The organism is Rothia mucilaginosa (assembly GCF_001061665.1).
GTDB lineage: Bacteria > Actinomycetota > Actinomycetes > Actinomycetales > Micrococcaceae > Rothia > Rothia mucilaginosa_A.
Genome location: NZ_JVSP01000014.1, coordinates 64,618 through 81,359, shown reverse-complemented (window position 1 = coordinate 81,359; position 16,742 = coordinate 64,618). Strand labels below are relative to the sequence as shown.

The 16,742-nt window shown below is 59.6% G+C and carries 10 protein-coding genes and 1 riboswitch; of the genes, 5 read left to right on the top strand and 5 right to left on the bottom strand.

Annotation, left to right across the window (positions count from 1 at the left end; genetic code table 11):
* Positions 1–230: 230 nt before the first annotated feature.
* Complete coding sequence (locus tag ADJ95_RS09530; RefSeq protein ID WP_239662812.1) at positions 231–380, bottom strand: type II toxin-antitoxin system RelE family toxin; 150 nt, start codon at positions 378–380, stop codon at positions 231–233.
* Between the two features lie 48 nt (positions 381–428).
* Between ADJ95_RS09530 and ADJ95_RS06740 the strand changes: the two genes are divergently transcribed.
* Positions 429–710, top strand: a complete 282-nt coding sequence (locus tag ADJ95_RS06740) for a type II toxin-antitoxin system prevent-host-death family antitoxin (protein ID WP_005509047.1) — start codon at positions 429–431, stop codon at positions 708–710.
* 83 nt (positions 711–793) lie between these two features.
* Here the strand turns inward: ADJ95_RS06740 and ADJ95_RS06735 are convergent, their stop codons facing one another.
* The 3 genes from ADJ95_RS06735 to ADJ95_RS06725 all read right to left on the bottom strand — a co-directional run bounded on the left by ADJ95_RS06735 (position 794) and on the right by ADJ95_RS06725 (position 5,149).
* Complete coding sequence (locus ADJ95_RS06735) at positions 794–2,236, bottom strand: sugar porter family MFS transporter (protein ID WP_049333834.1); 1,443 nt, start codon at positions 2,234–2,236, stop codon at positions 794–796.
* A gap of 225 nt (positions 2,237–2,461) precedes the next feature.
* Positions 2,462–3,463 (bottom strand): aldo/keto reductase, encoded by a 1,002-nt coding sequence (locus ADJ95_RS06730; RefSeq protein ID WP_049333832.1) that lies wholly within the window; start codon positions 3,461–3,463, stop codon positions 2,462–2,464.
* Positions 3,464–3,499: 36 nt separating this feature from the next.
* Entirely contained in the window at positions 3,500–5,149 is a 1,650-nt protein-coding gene (locus tag ADJ95_RS06725; protein ID WP_239662811.1) for an ATP-binding cassette domain-containing protein, read from the bottom strand.
* Between the two features lie 458 nt (positions 5,150–5,607).
* Positions 5,608–5,724, top strand: a riboswitch (SAM riboswitch).
* 117 nt (positions 5,725–5,841) lie between these two features.
* Between ADJ95_RS06725 and ADJ95_RS06715 the strand changes: the two genes are divergently transcribed.
* The 4 genes from ADJ95_RS06715 to ADJ95_RS06700 all read left to right on the top strand — a co-directional run bounded on the left by ADJ95_RS06715 (position 5,842) and on the right by ADJ95_RS06700 (position 13,462).
* Positions 5,842–6,747 carry a methylenetetrahydrofolate reductase gene (locus ADJ95_RS06715; protein ID WP_049333826.1) on the top strand — a complete coding sequence of 302 codons (906 nt, stop codon included), beginning with the start codon at positions 5,842–5,844 and terminating at the stop codon, positions 6,745–6,747.
* A 147-nt stretch (positions 6,748–6,894) separates the two neighbouring features.
* A complete protein-coding gene (gene metE, locus ADJ95_RS06710) occupies positions 6,895–9,222 on the top strand; it encodes a 5-methyltetrahydropteroyltriglutamate--homocysteine S-methyltransferase (RefSeq protein WP_049333823.1) in 2,328 nt (775 codons plus the stop codon).
* 568 nt (positions 9,223–9,790) lie between these two features.
* Positions 9,791–11,230 carry an MFS transporter gene (locus ADJ95_RS06705; RefSeq protein ID WP_049333821.1) on the top strand — a complete coding sequence of 480 codons (1,440 nt, stop codon included), beginning with the start codon at positions 9,791–9,793 and terminating at the stop codon, positions 11,228–11,230.
* A 249-nt stretch (positions 11,231–11,479) separates the two neighbouring features.
* Positions 11,480–13,462 carry a M13 family metallopeptidase gene (locus tag ADJ95_RS06700; protein ID WP_049333819.1) on the top strand — a complete coding sequence of 661 codons (1,983 nt, stop codon included), beginning with the start codon at positions 11,480–11,482 and terminating at the stop codon, positions 13,460–13,462.
* Between the two features lie 147 nt (positions 13,463–13,609).
* On the opposite strand, the gene ADJ95_RS06695 is transcribed toward ADJ95_RS06700, so the two are convergent.
* A complete protein-coding gene (locus ADJ95_RS06695) occupies positions 13,610–16,690 on the bottom strand; it encodes a glycoside hydrolase family 2 TIM barrel-domain containing protein (RefSeq protein ID WP_049333816.1) in 3,081 nt (1,026 codons plus the stop codon).
* Positions 16,691–16,742: the final 52 nt, after the last annotated feature.

The following is a 16,742-nucleotide window of genomic DNA, read 5'->3' as shown; positions in this document are numbered from 1 at the left end:
ATACCCTCTTGAAGGTAGCACCTTGCGGGCAAGGTTTCAGGGTAGGGGTTCCTTGCTTCTCGTTCAACGAACAGTGCGGTGGGGCGAGGGGCGGCGGGTCACGGGATGCACGAGGCGGGCGGCGCCTCCACCGGGGAGGTGCCGCCCGCCTCATTCATGCCTAAAACCCGCCGAATCTAGCGCTTGCCTGCGGAGGGGTAGATGCTACCGTCCATCACGCCGCGTTCACTCTACAGGCCGCGATAGACTTCGCGTCGATGACCAACTCGGAAGACCTCAACAACAACCGCACCGTTATCAATGGTGTACAGAATGCGGTAATTCCCTACTCGTGCCCTGTACCCTTCTTCGCCCTGTAGCTTCTTGAATAGAACCTGCACAGGAACTATCCTCGGAGCTAACGGACAAACCCCAGAAAGGAACCAGTCATGACTGTCACCACTCACCGGACTCGTTCCAATGTCACGACTCTTAAAGAACTCCGCGACAACCTCGGAACCAAAGTCAACGAGGCAGTGTTCTCCGGCGAACGTCCCCTCATCAGCCGCAATGGTAAGACTGTTGCCGCGCTCATCTCCTACGAAGATTTGAAGCTGCTGGAAGAGTACGAAGAGCTCCTCGACATTGAGGCTCTTCGCAAGGCACGCGCCGAAGATGACGGCTACCGCATCGGGCTCGACGAGTTCCTCGCAGAGAACCCTGCAGACTAGTCTTTCAACGCATATTGCGAGGCGGGCGGCACCTCCACCGGGAAGGGGCCGCCCGCCTCATTCATGCCTAAAAACCGCCGAATCTAGCGCTTGCCTGCGGAGGGGTAGGCGCTGCCGTCCATCACGCCGCGCTCCACCTGTTCCAGGCTCACGCCGCGAGTCTCCGGCAGGTTGCGGAACATCAGCAGCGCAATGACCACGTTCACCACGGCAAAGCCGATGAAGGAGCCGGTCAGACCGACCGCGCCCAGAATCACGGGGAACGCCAGCGACAGCACACCATTCATCATCCAGCCGCTAAACGCCGAAATACCCATACCCGCCGCACGCACACGCAGCGGGAACAGCTCACTCATAATCACCCACGTCGACACGTTCAGGCAGGTCTGCATCGCGCCCACAAAGCAGACGATGAGCACCAGCAGAATCCAGGGACGCGCCGCATTATCGGCGGGCAGCAGCATGGATGCACCCGCAATCAGCACGTGGAAAAACGCGGTCGAGCTGTAGCCGGTAATGACCATGACGCGGCGCGGCACGCGCTCCATCAGGCGCAGCGACAGGATCGAGCCGAGCACCGCAATCGTACCCGGCGCAATATTCGCGATGAGCGCCGCGGATTCGCTGAAACCGGCTTCCTTGAGCACCTTAATGCCGTAGTACATGATCGAGTTGATGCCGGTCAGCTGCTGGCCCGCGCCGACCAGAATACCGACGAGCAGGATGCGCACGAACCAGCCGCGCACGCCCACGCTTTCCTTACCCGCCGCATTGTTCTGGGTGGTCGCCTCCGCCTGCAGGGTGCGTTCAATGTCGGCAATCTCAGCTTCGGCACGCTCGGCGGAGCGGATGCGCTTCATCACCTCAAGCGCCTGTTCACGCTTGCCGACGCGCAGCAGCCAGCGCGGCGACTCGGGCACTCGCAGCATACCGACGAACAGGCCGATGGCGGGCAGGGTGCAGATGGCGAACATCCAGCGCCACACGCCGTCGTGCTCGCCCCATACGTTGCCGATGAGGGCGTTCACGATGAACGCGGCAAGCTGACCGCCCACAACCATGAGCTCGTTGCGGCCGGAGAGGGAGCCGCGAATTTCGTAGGGTGCGAGCTCTGCGAGGAACACGGGCACCACGGCGGAGGCGCCGCCGACCGCCAGGCCGAGCAGGGTGCGTCCGGTGATGAGTACGGCGACATTGGGTGCAAACACGCAGGTCAGGGCACCAATGAAGAAGATGGTGGAGAGCCCAATGATGGTGGTTCGGCGGCCGTACCGGTCAGAGATGCGGCCGCATCCGAGTGCGCCAATAGCGGCGGCAAAGGCGAGCGATCCGGTGACCCAGCCTTGGGCGGTGGAGTCCATACCGAGTTCGCGGCTCATGGGTTCGAGCGCGCCGTTGATCACTCCGGTGTCGTAGCCGAAGAGCAGACCGCCGAAGGTGGCGATGAGTGCAATGATGCCGAGGTATCGGCTGTGCTTCCCGGTGCCCAGAGGGGGCAGGGTGGAGGCGGTGCTCTGTGCGCTCATGGTGTCCTTTGATGTGCCGGTGGCGGGTGGTCCTGCCGGACTGCTTCCAGGCGGCAGGGGTGGGTATATAGGCGAGGTGAGGTGCGTCAGGTTAGACGCACCTCACCTAATCCTAGCGAAAACGTTCGGCGGGTGATATTTATTTCTCACCACGGACATTTTTCAGCGTATATTACGGCCGACATATGCGACCGCCTGAGTGCCCCTTTGAGAGGGAGCCGGAGTTTAGAACAGCGCGATCTTCTCGGGTGCCGGGAAGATGGCGTCCAGGGCGGCGAGGTCCTCAGCGTCGAAGCGCAGGCATGCCGCCTGTGCGTTGGCGCGCACCTGCTCGGCGCTGGTCGCACCGGCAATGACGGAGGTGACCGGCGACTGCTGTGCGAGCCAGGAGAACGCCGCCTGCACCTCGGTGATGCCACGCTCGGTGCAGAAGCTGTGGAAGGCTTCGAGCTGGTCCCAGTTGGCGGCGTCGAGCACGTTCTTCTTGGAGTGGGACAGGCGCGAACCGGCGGGAATGTTGTCGCGGCGGTACTTGCCGGTCAGCAGTCCGTTAGCGAGCGGGAAGTACGGCAGCACACCCATGCCGAAGTGCTGTGCGGCGGGCAGGATTTCTAGTTCTGCGCGGCGGTCGATCAGGTTGTAGTGGTTTTCTGCGACGATGAACCGTTCGGTGCCGAGTTCGTGGGCGCAGTGTTCGGCGTGGGCGAGCTGCCAGCCGGAGAAGTTGGAGTGGCCCAGGTAGCGGACCTTACCGTCGCGTACGAGCTGGTCGAGGGCGCTGAGGGTTTCTTCGATGGGGGTGTTGGGGTCGGGGCTGTGGTAGAAGTACAGGTCGATGTAGTCGGTGCCGAGGCGGCGGAGGGACCCTTCGACGGCGCGCATGATGTAGCGGCGGGATCCGCGGGCGTTGCGGTCGTTGCCGTTGAGGTCGCCGACGGGCAGACCGAATTTGGTGACAATGGTCAGTTCGTCGCGGTCGAGGCCGAGCTGGGTGAGGGCGGTACCGAACATGGTTTCGGAGAGGCCGGGTTCGGCGCCGTAGAGGTCGGCGATGTCGAAGAAGCTAATGCCGGCGTCGACTGCGGCGGCGATGACTTCGTTGGTGCCTTCTTGGGTGCGGGTGGGGGTGCCGGGGCGGCCGAGGTTGTTGCAGCCGATGCCGACGCTGGGTACGACGAGGCCGGAGTTGCCGAGCCTGCGGTAGACGGGAGATTCAATACGTTCCATGCTTTTAACTCTACGTTGTGCGGGTATGTTGCAAGGTTATTTCCCCTCCAGTTGGGAGGCGAAGAGCTTTCTGAAGCGTGATGTAGGGTCGGTCGTTAGCTCCCGGTAGGTTCCTTGCTCCACCACACAACCACCATCCAACACCACCACAGAATCAACACCACGCAACGTCCACGCACGATGAGACACCAACACCACCAAACGCCCAACAGCAGCCACCTTCAACCGAGCAAAAATCTCCTCCTCAGTCTCAGCATCCACAGCACTGGTCGGCTCATCCAACACCCACACCGGCGCATCCCGAAGAACCACACGCGCCAACGCCAAACGCTGCCACTGACCACCCGAAAGACCAACACCACCAAACGACTCACCCAACTGAGCATCCAAACCACCCTCAAGACCACGCACAAAATCATCAGCACAAGCCACCGACAAAGCCGACCACAAATCAGCATCACCAAGACGCTCAACAGCCTCCTGCGGCAAACCCAGAAGAAGATTTTCACGCACAGTCAGTTCATAACGGCCGTAGTCTTGACTCACCAAACCAACATTTGCCAACATGTTGTATTTACTCTCAGAAGAAGCACCCTTATACGTTATGCTCCCCTGGGCAATTGGTGTAATTCCAAGAATTGCATTTATTAGCGTTGTTTTTCCCGCGCCCGAGGCACCAACTACTGCAATCATTTGATTATTCATCAGCTCAAGATTAATATCTTTAAGCGCAAAAGACGACGCGCCCTCATACTGAACGGATACATCTTTACATATAATTTTTGAAATATTTTCACGGTTAGGGTTAGAAGTTTTTATCTCAGAAGCATGGTCGTAAGTATCAGAGTCGCATACCCTTCGGAATTGCTGAACAGATAATGCTCCATTAATAATCTGACCAAATGAATATCCCACCTCTTGGGTCGCGTCAACACAGGCAATGATTCCAATCAGCGATCCGGCCACATACGATATATCGGCTCCTGAATCCACAAGGAAGTACAGGGACGCAAAAAGTAAGACAGAGCAGAGTAGCCCTGCAACTACGGAGATGATTCCTCTAACACTTTCAAGGCTCAATTCCCTACCGGCCGCCCGGCGTCGCCAGGACGCTACGCGTTGCGAGAAAAATCGGGAGGCTCTCATGAGGTGAAGTTCTTGGGCGCGACTTTGAGCCATCAGATTGTCTAGATAGTAGTTCTCTACCCGATAATCCTCGTACATTAGGGTGTATATAGCGTAATCACGTTTAGCGAGGATTACCATTGCAATAGATAGGGGTAGTGAACACAGTGCCGCAAAAATTGCTGCCACAATGCTGACGTTCGCGATATTAAGACAGAGAAGTAACACCATTGCGAAGGCACTCACCAGTGTCATAACTGACATGGTGTGAACCTGCAATTCCTGTTTCGATATTGCCTCTCTAGCAGCACGTATATCTTCCTGTGATTTTGTGCTATCTATATCAGATAACGGAAATATAGATAACCTGTTATTTAACATGCAGTGAACCCGATAGTTCACCTTTGATTTGAGGATGAGCATGTTACTTATGACCCAGCGTTTAGCAATGATATTAATTCCGACAACAAGGGCAAGAGCAATAATATAAATCCAGGCCGCACCACCATTTGAACCGCTCAAGGCTGATACTGTATTACCAATCAGCAGGGACTGACTCAAGGGAATGCAGGCAATGACGGCTAGCGATAGGGCGACGCTCACCAGGGTTGTGGGACAGGTTTTCCATGCTAGGCGGAAGGACCAGAGTATAGAAGAAAATAGCTTTTTCATTCTCACCACGCTCACAAAGTCATATTGAACTCATCTTTGAGCCCTGAAACTCCTCGATGAGCGGACATTGAAACACTACCCGTGCCTCACTAACCAACTCTACTCTTCAATGAAATATAAAACACACATATTCGTGCGTGTCCAAGAATATTAAGCAGATATATCTGTGATATTTTCGGGCATTCAGGGGTCAGCCGACAGCCCTACCCGCAACGCCCCCAGCCCCCCTCGTCATAGTCGGTCATATTAAGTTCATATTTCGGTGACTCGTCATCTCTCGACATATTGGGCCATCATTCCCCGAAATTCTTGCGCACCCTCCAAAACGCCCGGTACAGTGAAGGCGTTATCTATCAAGAGCGACCGAGAGATCTGGCTCGTCGACGTCGCAGCAACCTCGCCAGTATCCCCCACCGTCACGGTGCAGGGTGCGGACAAGGTGCTCCCGCCAGAACCGATAGAGAAGAATACCCTTCGGCACCCCTTGATGATGCGCACCCGCAAACCGGTGGCGCGCATCCTGCAGAAGAATTCGCGCACCCTTACGGTGCGTATCTATCGGGTGAACACGAAGGATGGTTATGACGACAGTTCACCCGGCTCTTTCTTTTGAGCTGTTCCCTCCGCGCTCACACGCAAGCTGTGAGTCGCTGATTCGCACCATTGCGGAGCTTGAGGGTACCAACCCCGACTACGTTTCGGTCACCTATTCCGGTGACGCGAAGCGCCGTCAGAAGACGCTGGCGCTGCTCGACTACCTGGTGCACGAAACCTCCCTCACCCCCCTGGCACACCTGATTTGTGCAGGCCACTCGGTGCACGAGCTGGAGCGTGCGGTCCGCCTGATTCTGGGTCTGGGCGTGCGCGGTTTCCTGGCGCTGCGCGGTGACGTGCAGGAAGGTCAGGTTTCTGAGCTTCCCTTCGCCCGCTACCTGGTCGAGCTGATTCGCCGCGTGGAACGCGAAGATTTCGCCCACCTGGCGGCGGGTAAGGTGTCCATCGGTGTGGCGGCGTACCCGCAGAAGCACCCCGAGTCCGCATCCCTGCTGCAGGATATTGAGATTCTGCTGTCGAAGCAGCGTGCCGGCGCGGATTTCGCTATCACCCAGGTGTTCTTCGAGGATGAGCGCTACAGTGCCCTGGTCGATTCGGCTCGCCTGGCGGGTGTGGACATCCCGATTATTCCGGGCATCATGCCGGTGACCTCCCTGAAGCGCCTGCAGAACCTCTGCCAGATGGCGGGCATGTCGGTTCCGGCGGATCTTGCGTACGCCCTGGAGACGGCAACCAGCAGCGCAGAGCTGCACCGCATCGGCGTGGACTACGCACTGAACCAGTGCCGCGCCGTGATGGATGCGGGCGCACCGGGCCTGCACTTCTTCACCTTCAACGAGCATGCCGCGGTGCTGGACGTTCTGGATCAGCTGGACCTGCCCCGATACAGCAACCGTTTCTCCCAGCCCCTGAGCGAGCTGGAATTCGCCTAAACGCGACCCGCTCCGCCCGGCGCGGATGCGCCACCCAAGTTTCCCCCAAAGTACCCCGGGAGCGTCCCGCGGATCTCGGCCCCATTGACGGGGCCGGCAGGGCCCGCTGATTCTCCCATTTCTATCCCCAGTAAAGGAATATGCACTATGTCTAACGTTGCTTTCCCCGCCGCAACTATTGTTGGTTACCCCCGCGTGGGCCGCTTCCGTGAGCTGAAGAAGGCTCAGGAGGCTTTCTGGAAGGGCAAGGTCACCCTGCAGGAGCTGCAGGAGACCGCCGCTGACGTGCAGCGCACCTACTTTGAGCGCGTGACCGCCGCGGGCCTGAAGGCTGACGACTACTCGATTCCGGCGACCTTCTCCTACTACGACCAGGTGCTCGACGTTGTTCGCCTGTTCACCCTGGTTCCCGAGCGTCTGGCCGAGGCTAAGGATGCACGCGGCCTGCTGGATCTGCCCGGCTACTTCGCCCTGGCGCGCGGTACCGAGACCCTGCCTCCGCTGGAGATGACTAAGTGGTTCGACACCAACTACCACTACCTGGTGCCCGAGATTGGTGCCGGCACCGAGATTAAGCTGAACCTTGAGGCTATTGACGAGCAGCTCGAGGTCGCAAAGCAGGCTGGCGTGAAGGTTCGTCCGCAGATTGTTGGCCCGCTGACCCTGCTGCTGGGCGCTAAGGCCGAGCAGGGTTCCGCTGAAGACTTCGCACCCGTCGACCGACTGGACGAGTTCGTTGCCGCTTACGCTCAGGTGCTGGAGCAGCTGGCTGAGCGCGGTGTTGAGTGGGTTCAGCTGGACGAGCCGGGCCTGACCGTGGACCGTGCCGACAACGCGAAGGTTGCCGAGCTGGCCGAGCGCACCTACCGCGCCCTGGCCGCCGCCGAGAAGCGCCCGCAGATTCTGGTGACCAGCCCCTACGGTTCCCTGCGTGAGAACCTGCCGGCACTGCTGGGTACCGGCATTGAGGCTCTGCATCTTGACCTGGTGCACGGCGTGTACTCGAAGGCTGAGCTTGAGTCCGTTTCTGCCGCTGGTGTGCACCTGGTTGCCGGTGTTGTGAACGGCCGCAACGTGTGGCGTGCCGATGTTCGCGCGGCTCTGAAGACTCTGGAGGCGCTGCCCGGCGCATCCGAGGGTGCCGTGTCGGTGTCCTCCTCGACCTCCCTGCAGCACGTGCCGCACGACCTGGCTCTGGAAGACCCCGCCGAGGTTCCCGTGGACGGCCTGGCATTCGCCGACCAGAAGGTCGCTGAGATTGCACTGCTGGCTCGCGGCCTGGCTGAGGGTGAGGCCGCTGTTGAGCCCGAGCTGAAGGCTGCTGACGAGGCGCTGGCTCGCTTCGCCGCCGACCCGCGCAAGCACAACGACGAGATTCGTGCCCGCGCCGCAGCTGTGACCGCCGAGGACTTCGACCGCCCGACCATTGACGTTCGCCATGCGGCTCAGGCTGACCTGAACCTGCCGAAGCTGCCGACCACCACCATCGGCTCCTTCCCCCAGACCGCTGAGATTCGCCGCCGCCGCGCGGAGGCTCGTGCGGGCAAGATTTCCGCCGAGGAGCTGAACGGCTTCCTGCGTGACGAGATCGCCTCGGTCATCAAGCTGCAGGAGGAGCTGGGCCTGGACGTGCTGGTTCACGGTGAGGCTGAGCGTAACGACATGGTTCAGTACTTCGCCGAGAACTTCGATGGCTTCGCAACCACCCGCCACGGCTGGGTTCAGTCCTACGGTTCGCGTTGCACCCGCCCCTCGATCCTGTTCGGTGACGTGAAGCGTCACGGCGAGGGCCTGCGCGGTGAGGCGTTCACCGTGCCGTGGAGCTCCCACGCACAGTCGCTGAGCGAGAAGCCGGTCAAGGGCATGCTCACCGGCCCCGTGACGATTCTGGCGTGGTCCTTCGTGCGTGACGACCAGCCGCGCCGCGAGACCGCTAACCAGGTGGCTCTGGCTCTTGCCGACGAGATTGCCGACCTGGAGGAGGCGGGCATCCGCATCATTCAGGTGGACGAGCCGGCTCTGCGTGAGCTGCTGCCCCTGCGCCGCGATGAGCAGCCGCAGTACCTGGACTGGTCGGTGAACTCCTTCCGCCTGGCTACCAGCGGCGTGAAGGACTCCACCCAGATTCACACCCACCTGTGCTACTCGGAGTTCAACGAGATTATCGACTCGATTAACGCTCTGAACGCCGACGTAACCAGCATCGAGGCCGCCCGCTCGCACATGGAGCTGCTGGCTGACATTCCGGAGACCTTCGTTTCCGGTCTGGGCCCGGGCGTATGGGACATCCACTCCCCGCGTGTTCCCTCGCAGGAGGAGATTGAATCCCTGCTGAAGGCTGCGATTGGTTACGGCACGATTGCCGACCTGTGGGTGAACCCCGACTGCGGTCTGAAGACTCGTGATTACGAGGAGACCAAGCAGTCTCTGCGTCACCTGGTGGACGCCACCAAGGCGATTCGCGCTTCTCTCTAGGTTTCCCACCCGGAGAGCTTTAGGTTCCGCTACCTGCTGCGGGTTGACCGGATGATGGTTTGCTCGCGGTGATTCGCGGTAGGTGGCGGCTGTTCGGCTTCCCGCCGGTATGCGTACCGACTGCACGCCGAACTTTTGGGGATAGATAACGGGTCCGCCCGCACGGCTTCTTCTGCACCGTGCGGGCGGACTTTTGTGTGCTCGGGGGGGTGCCCGTTGCGGGTTCGTTTCGGATTTGTCCCGGGTTCGTTTCGCGGCGTCCACGTGGTTTTCCACGTGGTTTTCGCGACGGATTTAGGGTATAAATTACCCTAAATTTATGTGTGGTCTGACCATAACATTTTCTTGCCGTTTATTGAAAGCATTTATATTCATCGCGCGCCGTGTGGCCCCGCCTCCCGATAGGTAGATGCGCATCACAGGTATTTTCAGATTCACCGGAATTTCAAGGCAGAAACGGCTTTTAAAGAACGTGCGTTCTGAATATCTGTTCACCGTTGCAAGAATACTATGCACATATGCCCATCAAATTAGCATTTTTATAAGAATCCGTTTTTAGAATTCCAGCATGACTACTACCGCTTCATCAAAGAAGAAGAAGGGTTCTGCACCCCGCTGGCTCGCTATTCCGGCACCCAAGCCCCAGCTCAGCGAAGCAGAAGTTAATGCGAAGTACCCACGCATGCGCCTGCAGGTCTTCATGGGTATCTTCATCGGTTACGCGACCTTCTACCTGATTCGTAACAACGTCCCGCTGGTCACCCCGATTCTGACCAAGGAACTCGGCTTCAGCAACGCAGCAATTGGTGCACTGTCCACGGCACTGCTGCTGGCTTACGGCTTCAGCAAGTTCTTGACCGCAATGATTTCCGACCGCTCGAACGCGCGTCTGTTCCTGCCCATCGGCCTGGTGCTCTCGGGTATTGCAAACATTCTGCTGGCACTGACCGGCTACATGGGTGAAGGCGCGGGCGCGGCCGGCTACGGTGCCGCTATCGCCTCCATCATGGCAACCATCATGGTCTTCAACGGCATCTTCCAGGGCATGGGCTGGCCTCCCTCGGGCCGCGTGCTCGTGAACTGGTTCTCCACCAGCGAGCGCGGCGCGAAGGTTTCGTGGTGGAACACCGCCCACAACGTCGGTGGTGCGCTGTCCGGCCTGCTGGTGGCCTGGGGCTTCTCCCTGTTCGGTAAGACCTGGGAGGTTGCATTCTGGTTCCCGGCCGTCATCAGCTTCGTTCTGGCGTTCGTGGCGTGGCTGCTGATTCGTGATAACCCCGAGGCTGAGGGTCTGCCCACCGTTGACGTGTACCGCAACGACCCGCACAAGGTTGAGTCCACCGCTGAGGATCGTGCGGAGTCCACTTGGACCACCATCCGTAAGCACGTGCTGACCAACTCGACCATGGTGTACCTGGCTCTGGCAAACGTGTTCGTGTACACCCTGCGTTACGGCGTGCTGGTGTGGGCGCCGAAGTACCTGCACGATGTGCGCCACACCTCCCTTGAGGGCGGTATTGCGGGCTTCTCGATTCTGGAGCTTGCCGGCATTGGTGGCACCGTGCTGTGCGGTTACGTTTCTGACCGCATGTTCAAGGGTCGCCGCTCCCCCGCGGGTATCCTGTTCCTGATTGCGACCGTCGGCGCGATTCTGCTGTACTGGCTGCCCTCTTCGGATGCACCCCTGTGGATTGCGTACGTTGCGTTGGCTCTGATTGGTGGCCTGATTTACGGCCCGGTCATGCTGATTGGTCTGCAGGCTATTGACCTGTCTCCCTCGCACGTTGCGGGTACCGCTGCGGGCTTCACCGGCCTGTTCGGTTACGCGCTGGGTGCAACCCTGGCTTCTGCCGGTATCGGCATTATTGTTGACCACTGGGGTTGGAGCACCGCGTTCGTCTTCATGATTGTGTGCTCCGGTCTGGCGGTTTTGTTCCTCTGGCTGGTTAACGGTGCTGAGAAGCGTCTGATGGCTGAGCGCGCGGAGAAGCTGGCGGCTCAGGCTTAAGCGAATAGTGCTTCTTCTTTCCTGAACTACTTAACAGTTCGGGGGTAGATGTTAACCCGCCTGTACGGTTGTGTGACCGTGCGGGCGGGTTTTCTGCATCCTGAAGGGGCTACCGCCTTCTCTGCCACCCGCGTAGCCCGCTGAGGAGCGGCAAAATGCCCCTGAGAAGCGCCTGTACCGGTGAGCCAGCATCTGGGTGCCGTGCCGGGCATCCTGTGGCTTGGGGGCGTAAGAACATAGAATGGAACCATGACTACTAACTCTGGAATCACTAAAGAATGGGTGGATGAAACCGTCAAGCCGGGCGACGATTTCTTCCGCCACGTCAATGGTAAGTGGCTAGCAACCCACGAAATCCCGGCGGACCGCCCCAAGGATGGCGGCCTGTACACCCTCCGCGATAACGCAGAGAAGCACGTGCGTGAGCTGGTGGAGAAGATCGCGAAGGAGCAGCCTGAGTCCCGCATCGGCGCGCTGTACAACTCCTTCATGGATGTTGAGAAGATTGAGGCGGACGGCCTGGAGCCGCTGCTGAAGGAAATCGCCCCGATTCTGAACTCGGCAACCCCCTCCCACCTGGCTGTGACCCTGGCACTGCTGTCTCGTGCGGGTCTGCCGCAGCTGTTCGCCTGGTACACCAGCAACGACCCGAAGGACCCGAAGAATTACACGTTCTTCCTGTACCAGTCGGGTCTGGGTCTGCCGGATGAATCCTACTACCGTGAAGAGAAGCATGAGCAGGCGTGCGCGGCGTACGTTGAGCATATTGCCCGCATGTTCGAGCTGACCGGTCTGGCTGAGGGCTTCGGTCTGACTCCGGAGCAGGCGGCTCAGCTGGTGTTCACTCACGAGTCGGAGCTGGCTCGCCTGCACTGGAACGTCGTGGAGAACCGCGACGCTGAGGCAACCTACAACCCGTACCAGGCGACCGAGCTGGACGAGAAGTTCCCCGGCTTCCCGTTCTCGCAGTGGCTGCTGGCTCTTGGCGCCGACCCGGAGACCCTGGGCCAGGTTATTGTGGGCCAGCCGTCCTTCTTTGAGGGTGCGGCGAAGCTGTTCACCTCCATCCCGCTGATGAGCTGGAAGCTGTGGGCTGTGTGGACTGTTCTGCGTTCGCGTGCGCCGTTCATGTACGACGAGCTGGTTCAGGAGAGCTTCAACTTCTACGGCAAGACCCTTTCCGGCACTCAGCAGATTCGTGAGCGCTGGAAGCGCGGCGTGGGCGCCGTCGAGAAGGCTCTGGGTGAAGAGATTGGCCAGGAGTACGTGGCCGTGCACTTCCCGCCCTCGCACAAGGAGAAGATGCTGGTTCTGGTCGGCAACCTCCTGGAGGCGTACCGCGAGTCTATTGAGTCGCTGGACTGGATGACCGAGGCAACCCGCCAGAAGGCGCTGGAGAAGCTGTCGAAGTTCGTCACCAAGATTGGTTACCCCGATAAGTGGCGTGACTTCTCCGCACTGGAGCTGGTGCCCGGTGACCTGTTCGAGAACCTGCGCCGTACCGGTGCGTTTGATGCTGACTGGCTGATTGCCCGCAAGGGTCAGCCGGTGGACAAGTCGGAGTGGCTGATGACTCCGCAGACCGTGAACGCGTACTACATGCCGCCGGCGAATGAGATTGTGTTCCCGGCAGCTATTCTGCAGCCGCCGTACTTCAACCCGGATGCTGACGATGCGGCGAACTACGGCAATATCGGCATGATTATTGGCCACGAGATTGGTCACGGTTTTGACGATCAGGGTTCCCGCTATGACGGTGACGGAAAGCTGGAGAGCTGGTGGACTGAGGAGGATTACGCGAAGTTCAAGGAGCGCACCTCCGCACTGGTGGAGCAGTACAACGCGTACGTTCCGGTGGGTCTGGACCCGAAGTTCCACGTGAACGGTGAGCTGACTCTGGGCGAGAACATTGGCGACCTGTCGGGCATGTCGATTGCGTTGAAGGCGTACCGTCTGGCTCTGAAGAAGCAGGGCATTGAGTCGCTGGCTGATGCGCCGGTGATTGACGGTATGACCGGTATTCAGCGTTTCTTCTTCTCGAATGCTCGCGGCTGGTGCACGAAGTCCCGCCCGCAGCATGCTGAGGTGATGATTTCGGTGGATCCGCATTCGCCGGATGAGTTCCGTGTGAACGGTGTAATGCGCAATATTGATGAGTTCTATGAGGCGTTTGGTGTCTCTGAGGGCGATGCACTGTACCTGGCTCCGGAGGAGCGCGTGCGCATCTGGTAGCAGCCCGATAAGGGTATATGCTTTATTGCGTATATGAGAAAGGCGCCCGCCTCGTGGCTTGAACCCACGAGGCGGGCGCCTCTTTTCTAGAGAGCTGTGGACGCTACACGAAGGTAGGCGTCTACTGCTACTGTGCAGAGCGTTGCGTTAGATAATTTCTAGCGCAATATCCATGTGCAGCGGCTCGGTTGCATCGATGTGGTACTGGCTGTGTACCGGCGAACCCCACGAGTCATCTCCACCAACGCCGAGCTGACCTGCCAGGATACGCAGGTAGGTGCGGTTGTTTTCGGGCAGCTCCCACTGGTAGGAAGCTTCCTCAATCTGGTAGGAGGAGTAGGGCAGGAGCGATACGTGCAGGCCCTCACCGGCAGTCTGCAGCTGGCGGACACGGAAGCCGTGGTTGCTGTCGTTCGTTACTTCAGCCCAACGGACACCCATGTGGTTACCGCTTTCCTGAGGTACCAGGTACGGTGCGTAGTCCTGCTCGGGGGTGCTTTCCCACACGCCCAGGTGGACACCGCTGCAACGGTCGGGGTAGGAGTCGCCGGGGCCGAGGCCGTAGTAACGCAGGTGCGAGAACTCGCCGGGCAGTGCCCATTCCAGACCGAATGCGGGCAGGGACGGTGCGTCCTTCTCGCCGGGGTAGTCGATGGTTACTAGCACGTTGCCGGTGCTCTGTGCTTCGTAGCGGACCGTAACAGCGGTGTGAGCGGGGGTTGCCAGCTCGTAGGTGTAGGTCACTGCCACGCTGTCATCGCTGGGCTGCTCGACAGCAACATTAGCGCAACGGGCGTAGCGGCCTGCGACGGTCCACTGGGCGCGTTCGAAACCGTGTCCGGCGCCGCGGTCGTTGTCGGTCAGGGGCCTGAAGGTGGTGAGCTTCGGGGGGCGAATAACATGCTCGGTGCCGTTGTGTACCCAGGAGACGATGCCGCCCTGAGTGCGGGACAGAATAACTTCAGCATGGTTGTTGCGCAGACCGACGTTCCAGCGGCCGACGGTCACCGTCGCATCTGCTGCGTCTTCAGCGGTGTTTGCTTCAGCCTGCGATGCGGGGATGACGTACTGACCGAAGGCAATTTCGTGTCCGGCAGGAGCCCATGCGGCGTCTTCAGTGAGCACGAGGCTGACGTCCAGGGTTACTTCTGCGTTGTCGGCAGCGTATTCTTCCAGGGGCCAGGGAATTGCCAGCTCGTGGGTGGATTCCGGGGCTACGTCGAAGAAGTAGTCTTCCTGCCACTGAGGAACGCCGTTGACCAGCAGGCTAGCCTTGAAGGTGTAGTCTGCGGTGGAGGTGAAGAGGTTGTCGTTGACGACCGTCACGCCCTTCTGGTCAGGGGTGATGCGCAGGTTGGAGTACACTGCCTTCACTTCAGCGGCCTTGGGGCTTACCTTGCGGTCGGCGAAGAGGATACCGTCACCGGAGAATTCGTAGTCGCAGGGGCGTTCGCCGAATGCGCCACCGTAGGCGAGGTATTCGGGGGCGCCTTCGCTCTCACCGGGGTGCCAGAGTGCCTGGTCAATCATGTCCCAGATGAAACCGCCCTGGTAGTGGGGGTAGCGTTCCAGTGCGACGTATTCGTCGATAGCGCCGACCGAGTTGCCCATTGCGTGCATGTATTCGCACATGATGAAGGGCTTCTGGGGGTTGTTCGACAAGTACTTTTCGACGACGTCAGCGTGGGTGTACATACCGGATTCGATGTCGGTGACGTCATCAAATTCGCGGTGCCAGGTGATGCCTTCGTAGTGTACGGGGCGATTGGGGTCCAGTTCGTGGACTCGGCGGTACATGGAGCGGAATACTTCGCCGCCGTATGCTTCGTTACCGAGCGACCAGATTACTACGGAGGGGTGGTTGTAGTCGCGGCGAATCATGGATTCTACGCGGTCAACGCAGGCGCCTTCCCATTCCATGCGGGAGCCGGGGATCGTGGTCTCGGGGGTGGGGATGTCACCGGGGGTGCACCAGGAGCCGTGAGTTTCCAGGTTTGCTTCGTCAACCAGGTAGATACCGTATTCGTCGGCCAGGGCGTAGAAGCGTGAATCGTTGGGGTAGTGGCTGGTGCGGATAGCGTTGATGTTGTGCTGCTTGCAGAAGAGAATCTCTGAAGTCATGTCTTCAACGGTCAGGACGCGGCCGGTACGCGGGTGGAACTCGTGGCGGTTGACACCCTTGAAGAGGACTCGGTGACCGTTGAGGGTCATGATTCCGTTCTCGATGCGGAAGCGACGGAATCCGACGCGCTGGCTGGTAGATTCTACGGTCTTGCCGTCGTGGAGCAGGTCCACCGTCAGAGTGTAGAGAGAGGGCGATTCGGCCGACCAGGGAGCGATACCTTTAAGGGCGTCGGAGGAGATGCGCACGGATGCGTCTTCAGCGGCGACGGTACCAGACCAGATGACCTGGGTGCCGTCAAGGACGCTGGCCTGCAGGGTGTACGCCTTGATTTCTTCACCGTTGAGGGTGACGAGAGCGTCCAGGTGTGCTTCGCCGGTGGGTGCGTCGTAGTCTGCTTCAACGGTGAGGGAGGCGATGCTGACTGCGGGGCGGGCTACCAGGTTCACGGCGCGGAAGAGGCCGTGGAAACGCCACGAGTCCTGGCCTTCCAGCCATGAAGCACTCGAGTATTCGTAGCATGCGACGGTCAGGGTGTGGTTGCCTTCTGCGTCCTTGCTGACGATATCGGTGATGTCGAAGGTGGTGGTGGTGTAACCGTCTTCTGCGTAACCGACGAAGGTGCCGTCAACCCACACGTAAATTGCGGTTGCGAAGCCTTCGAAGGCGAGCGCGATGCGGCCCGATTCGCTCAGCATCTTCTTGAGGTCGCTCTCCAGGGTGAAGTGCTTGCGGTAGAGGGCTACGTGGTTCTTCTCGGGGATGTGAGGAGCTTCGGGGTTTTCGTGGCCGTCCCAGGGCATCTGGATGTTGACGTAGGCGGGGCACCAGAGTCCTTCAGTTTCCAGGGTGGCGGGGACGGGGATGCTCTGGTAGTCGCTTTCGTCGAGGGCGGGGGCGGCGAATTCTGCGGTGGTGACGTCAATTTCTGAGGCCCATGCAGTGCGGACAGCCCACGTGCCGTTGAGGCTCTGCTGGGGGTTCGAGGAGTGATGGTCGGAGTGCGCTGCCTCCCTGTTGACAGCGTACACAGTGGGGTCATCAAGCCACGCTGCTGAGGGTGACTGGGAGGAGACTACGGGAGTCGTTTGTTCGGTGGAAGACATGTCTTCCTTCCTCTCGTATACATCTTTGTTTGGTCCCTTTAAGGATGCCGAA

Bases quoted from the DNA above. Each gene is read 5' to 3' on its own strand.
- ADJ95_RS06740 (WP_005509047.1), top strand. From the start codon at position 429: ATGACTGTCACCACTCACCGGACTCGTTCCAATGTCACGACTCTTAAA.
- ADJ95_RS06735 (WP_049333834.1), bottom strand. From the start codon at position 2,236: ATGAGCGCACAGAGCACCGCCTCCACCCTGCCCCCTCTGGGCACCGGG.
- ADJ95_RS06730 (WP_049333832.1), bottom strand. From the start codon at position 3,463: ATGGAACGTATTGAATCTCCCGTCTACCGCAGGCTCGGCAACTCCGGC.
- ADJ95_RS06715 (WP_049333826.1), top strand. From the start codon at position 5,842: ATGACGACAGTTCACCCGGCTCTTTCTTTTGAGCTGTTCCCTCCGCGC.
- metE (WP_049333823.1), top strand. From the start codon at position 6,895: ATGTCTAACGTTGCTTTCCCCGCCGCAACTATTGTTGGTTACCCCCGC.
- ADJ95_RS06705 (WP_049333821.1), top strand. From the start codon at position 9,791: ATGACTACTACCGCTTCATCAAAGAAGAAGAAGGGTTCTGCACCCCGC.
- ADJ95_RS06700 (WP_049333819.1), top strand. From the start codon at position 11,480: ATGACTACTAACTCTGGAATCACTAAAGAATGGGTGGATGAAACCGTC.
- ADJ95_RS06695 (WP_049333816.1), bottom strand. From the start codon at position 16,690: ATGTCTTCCACCGAACAAACGACTCCCGTAGTCTCCTCCCAGTCACCC.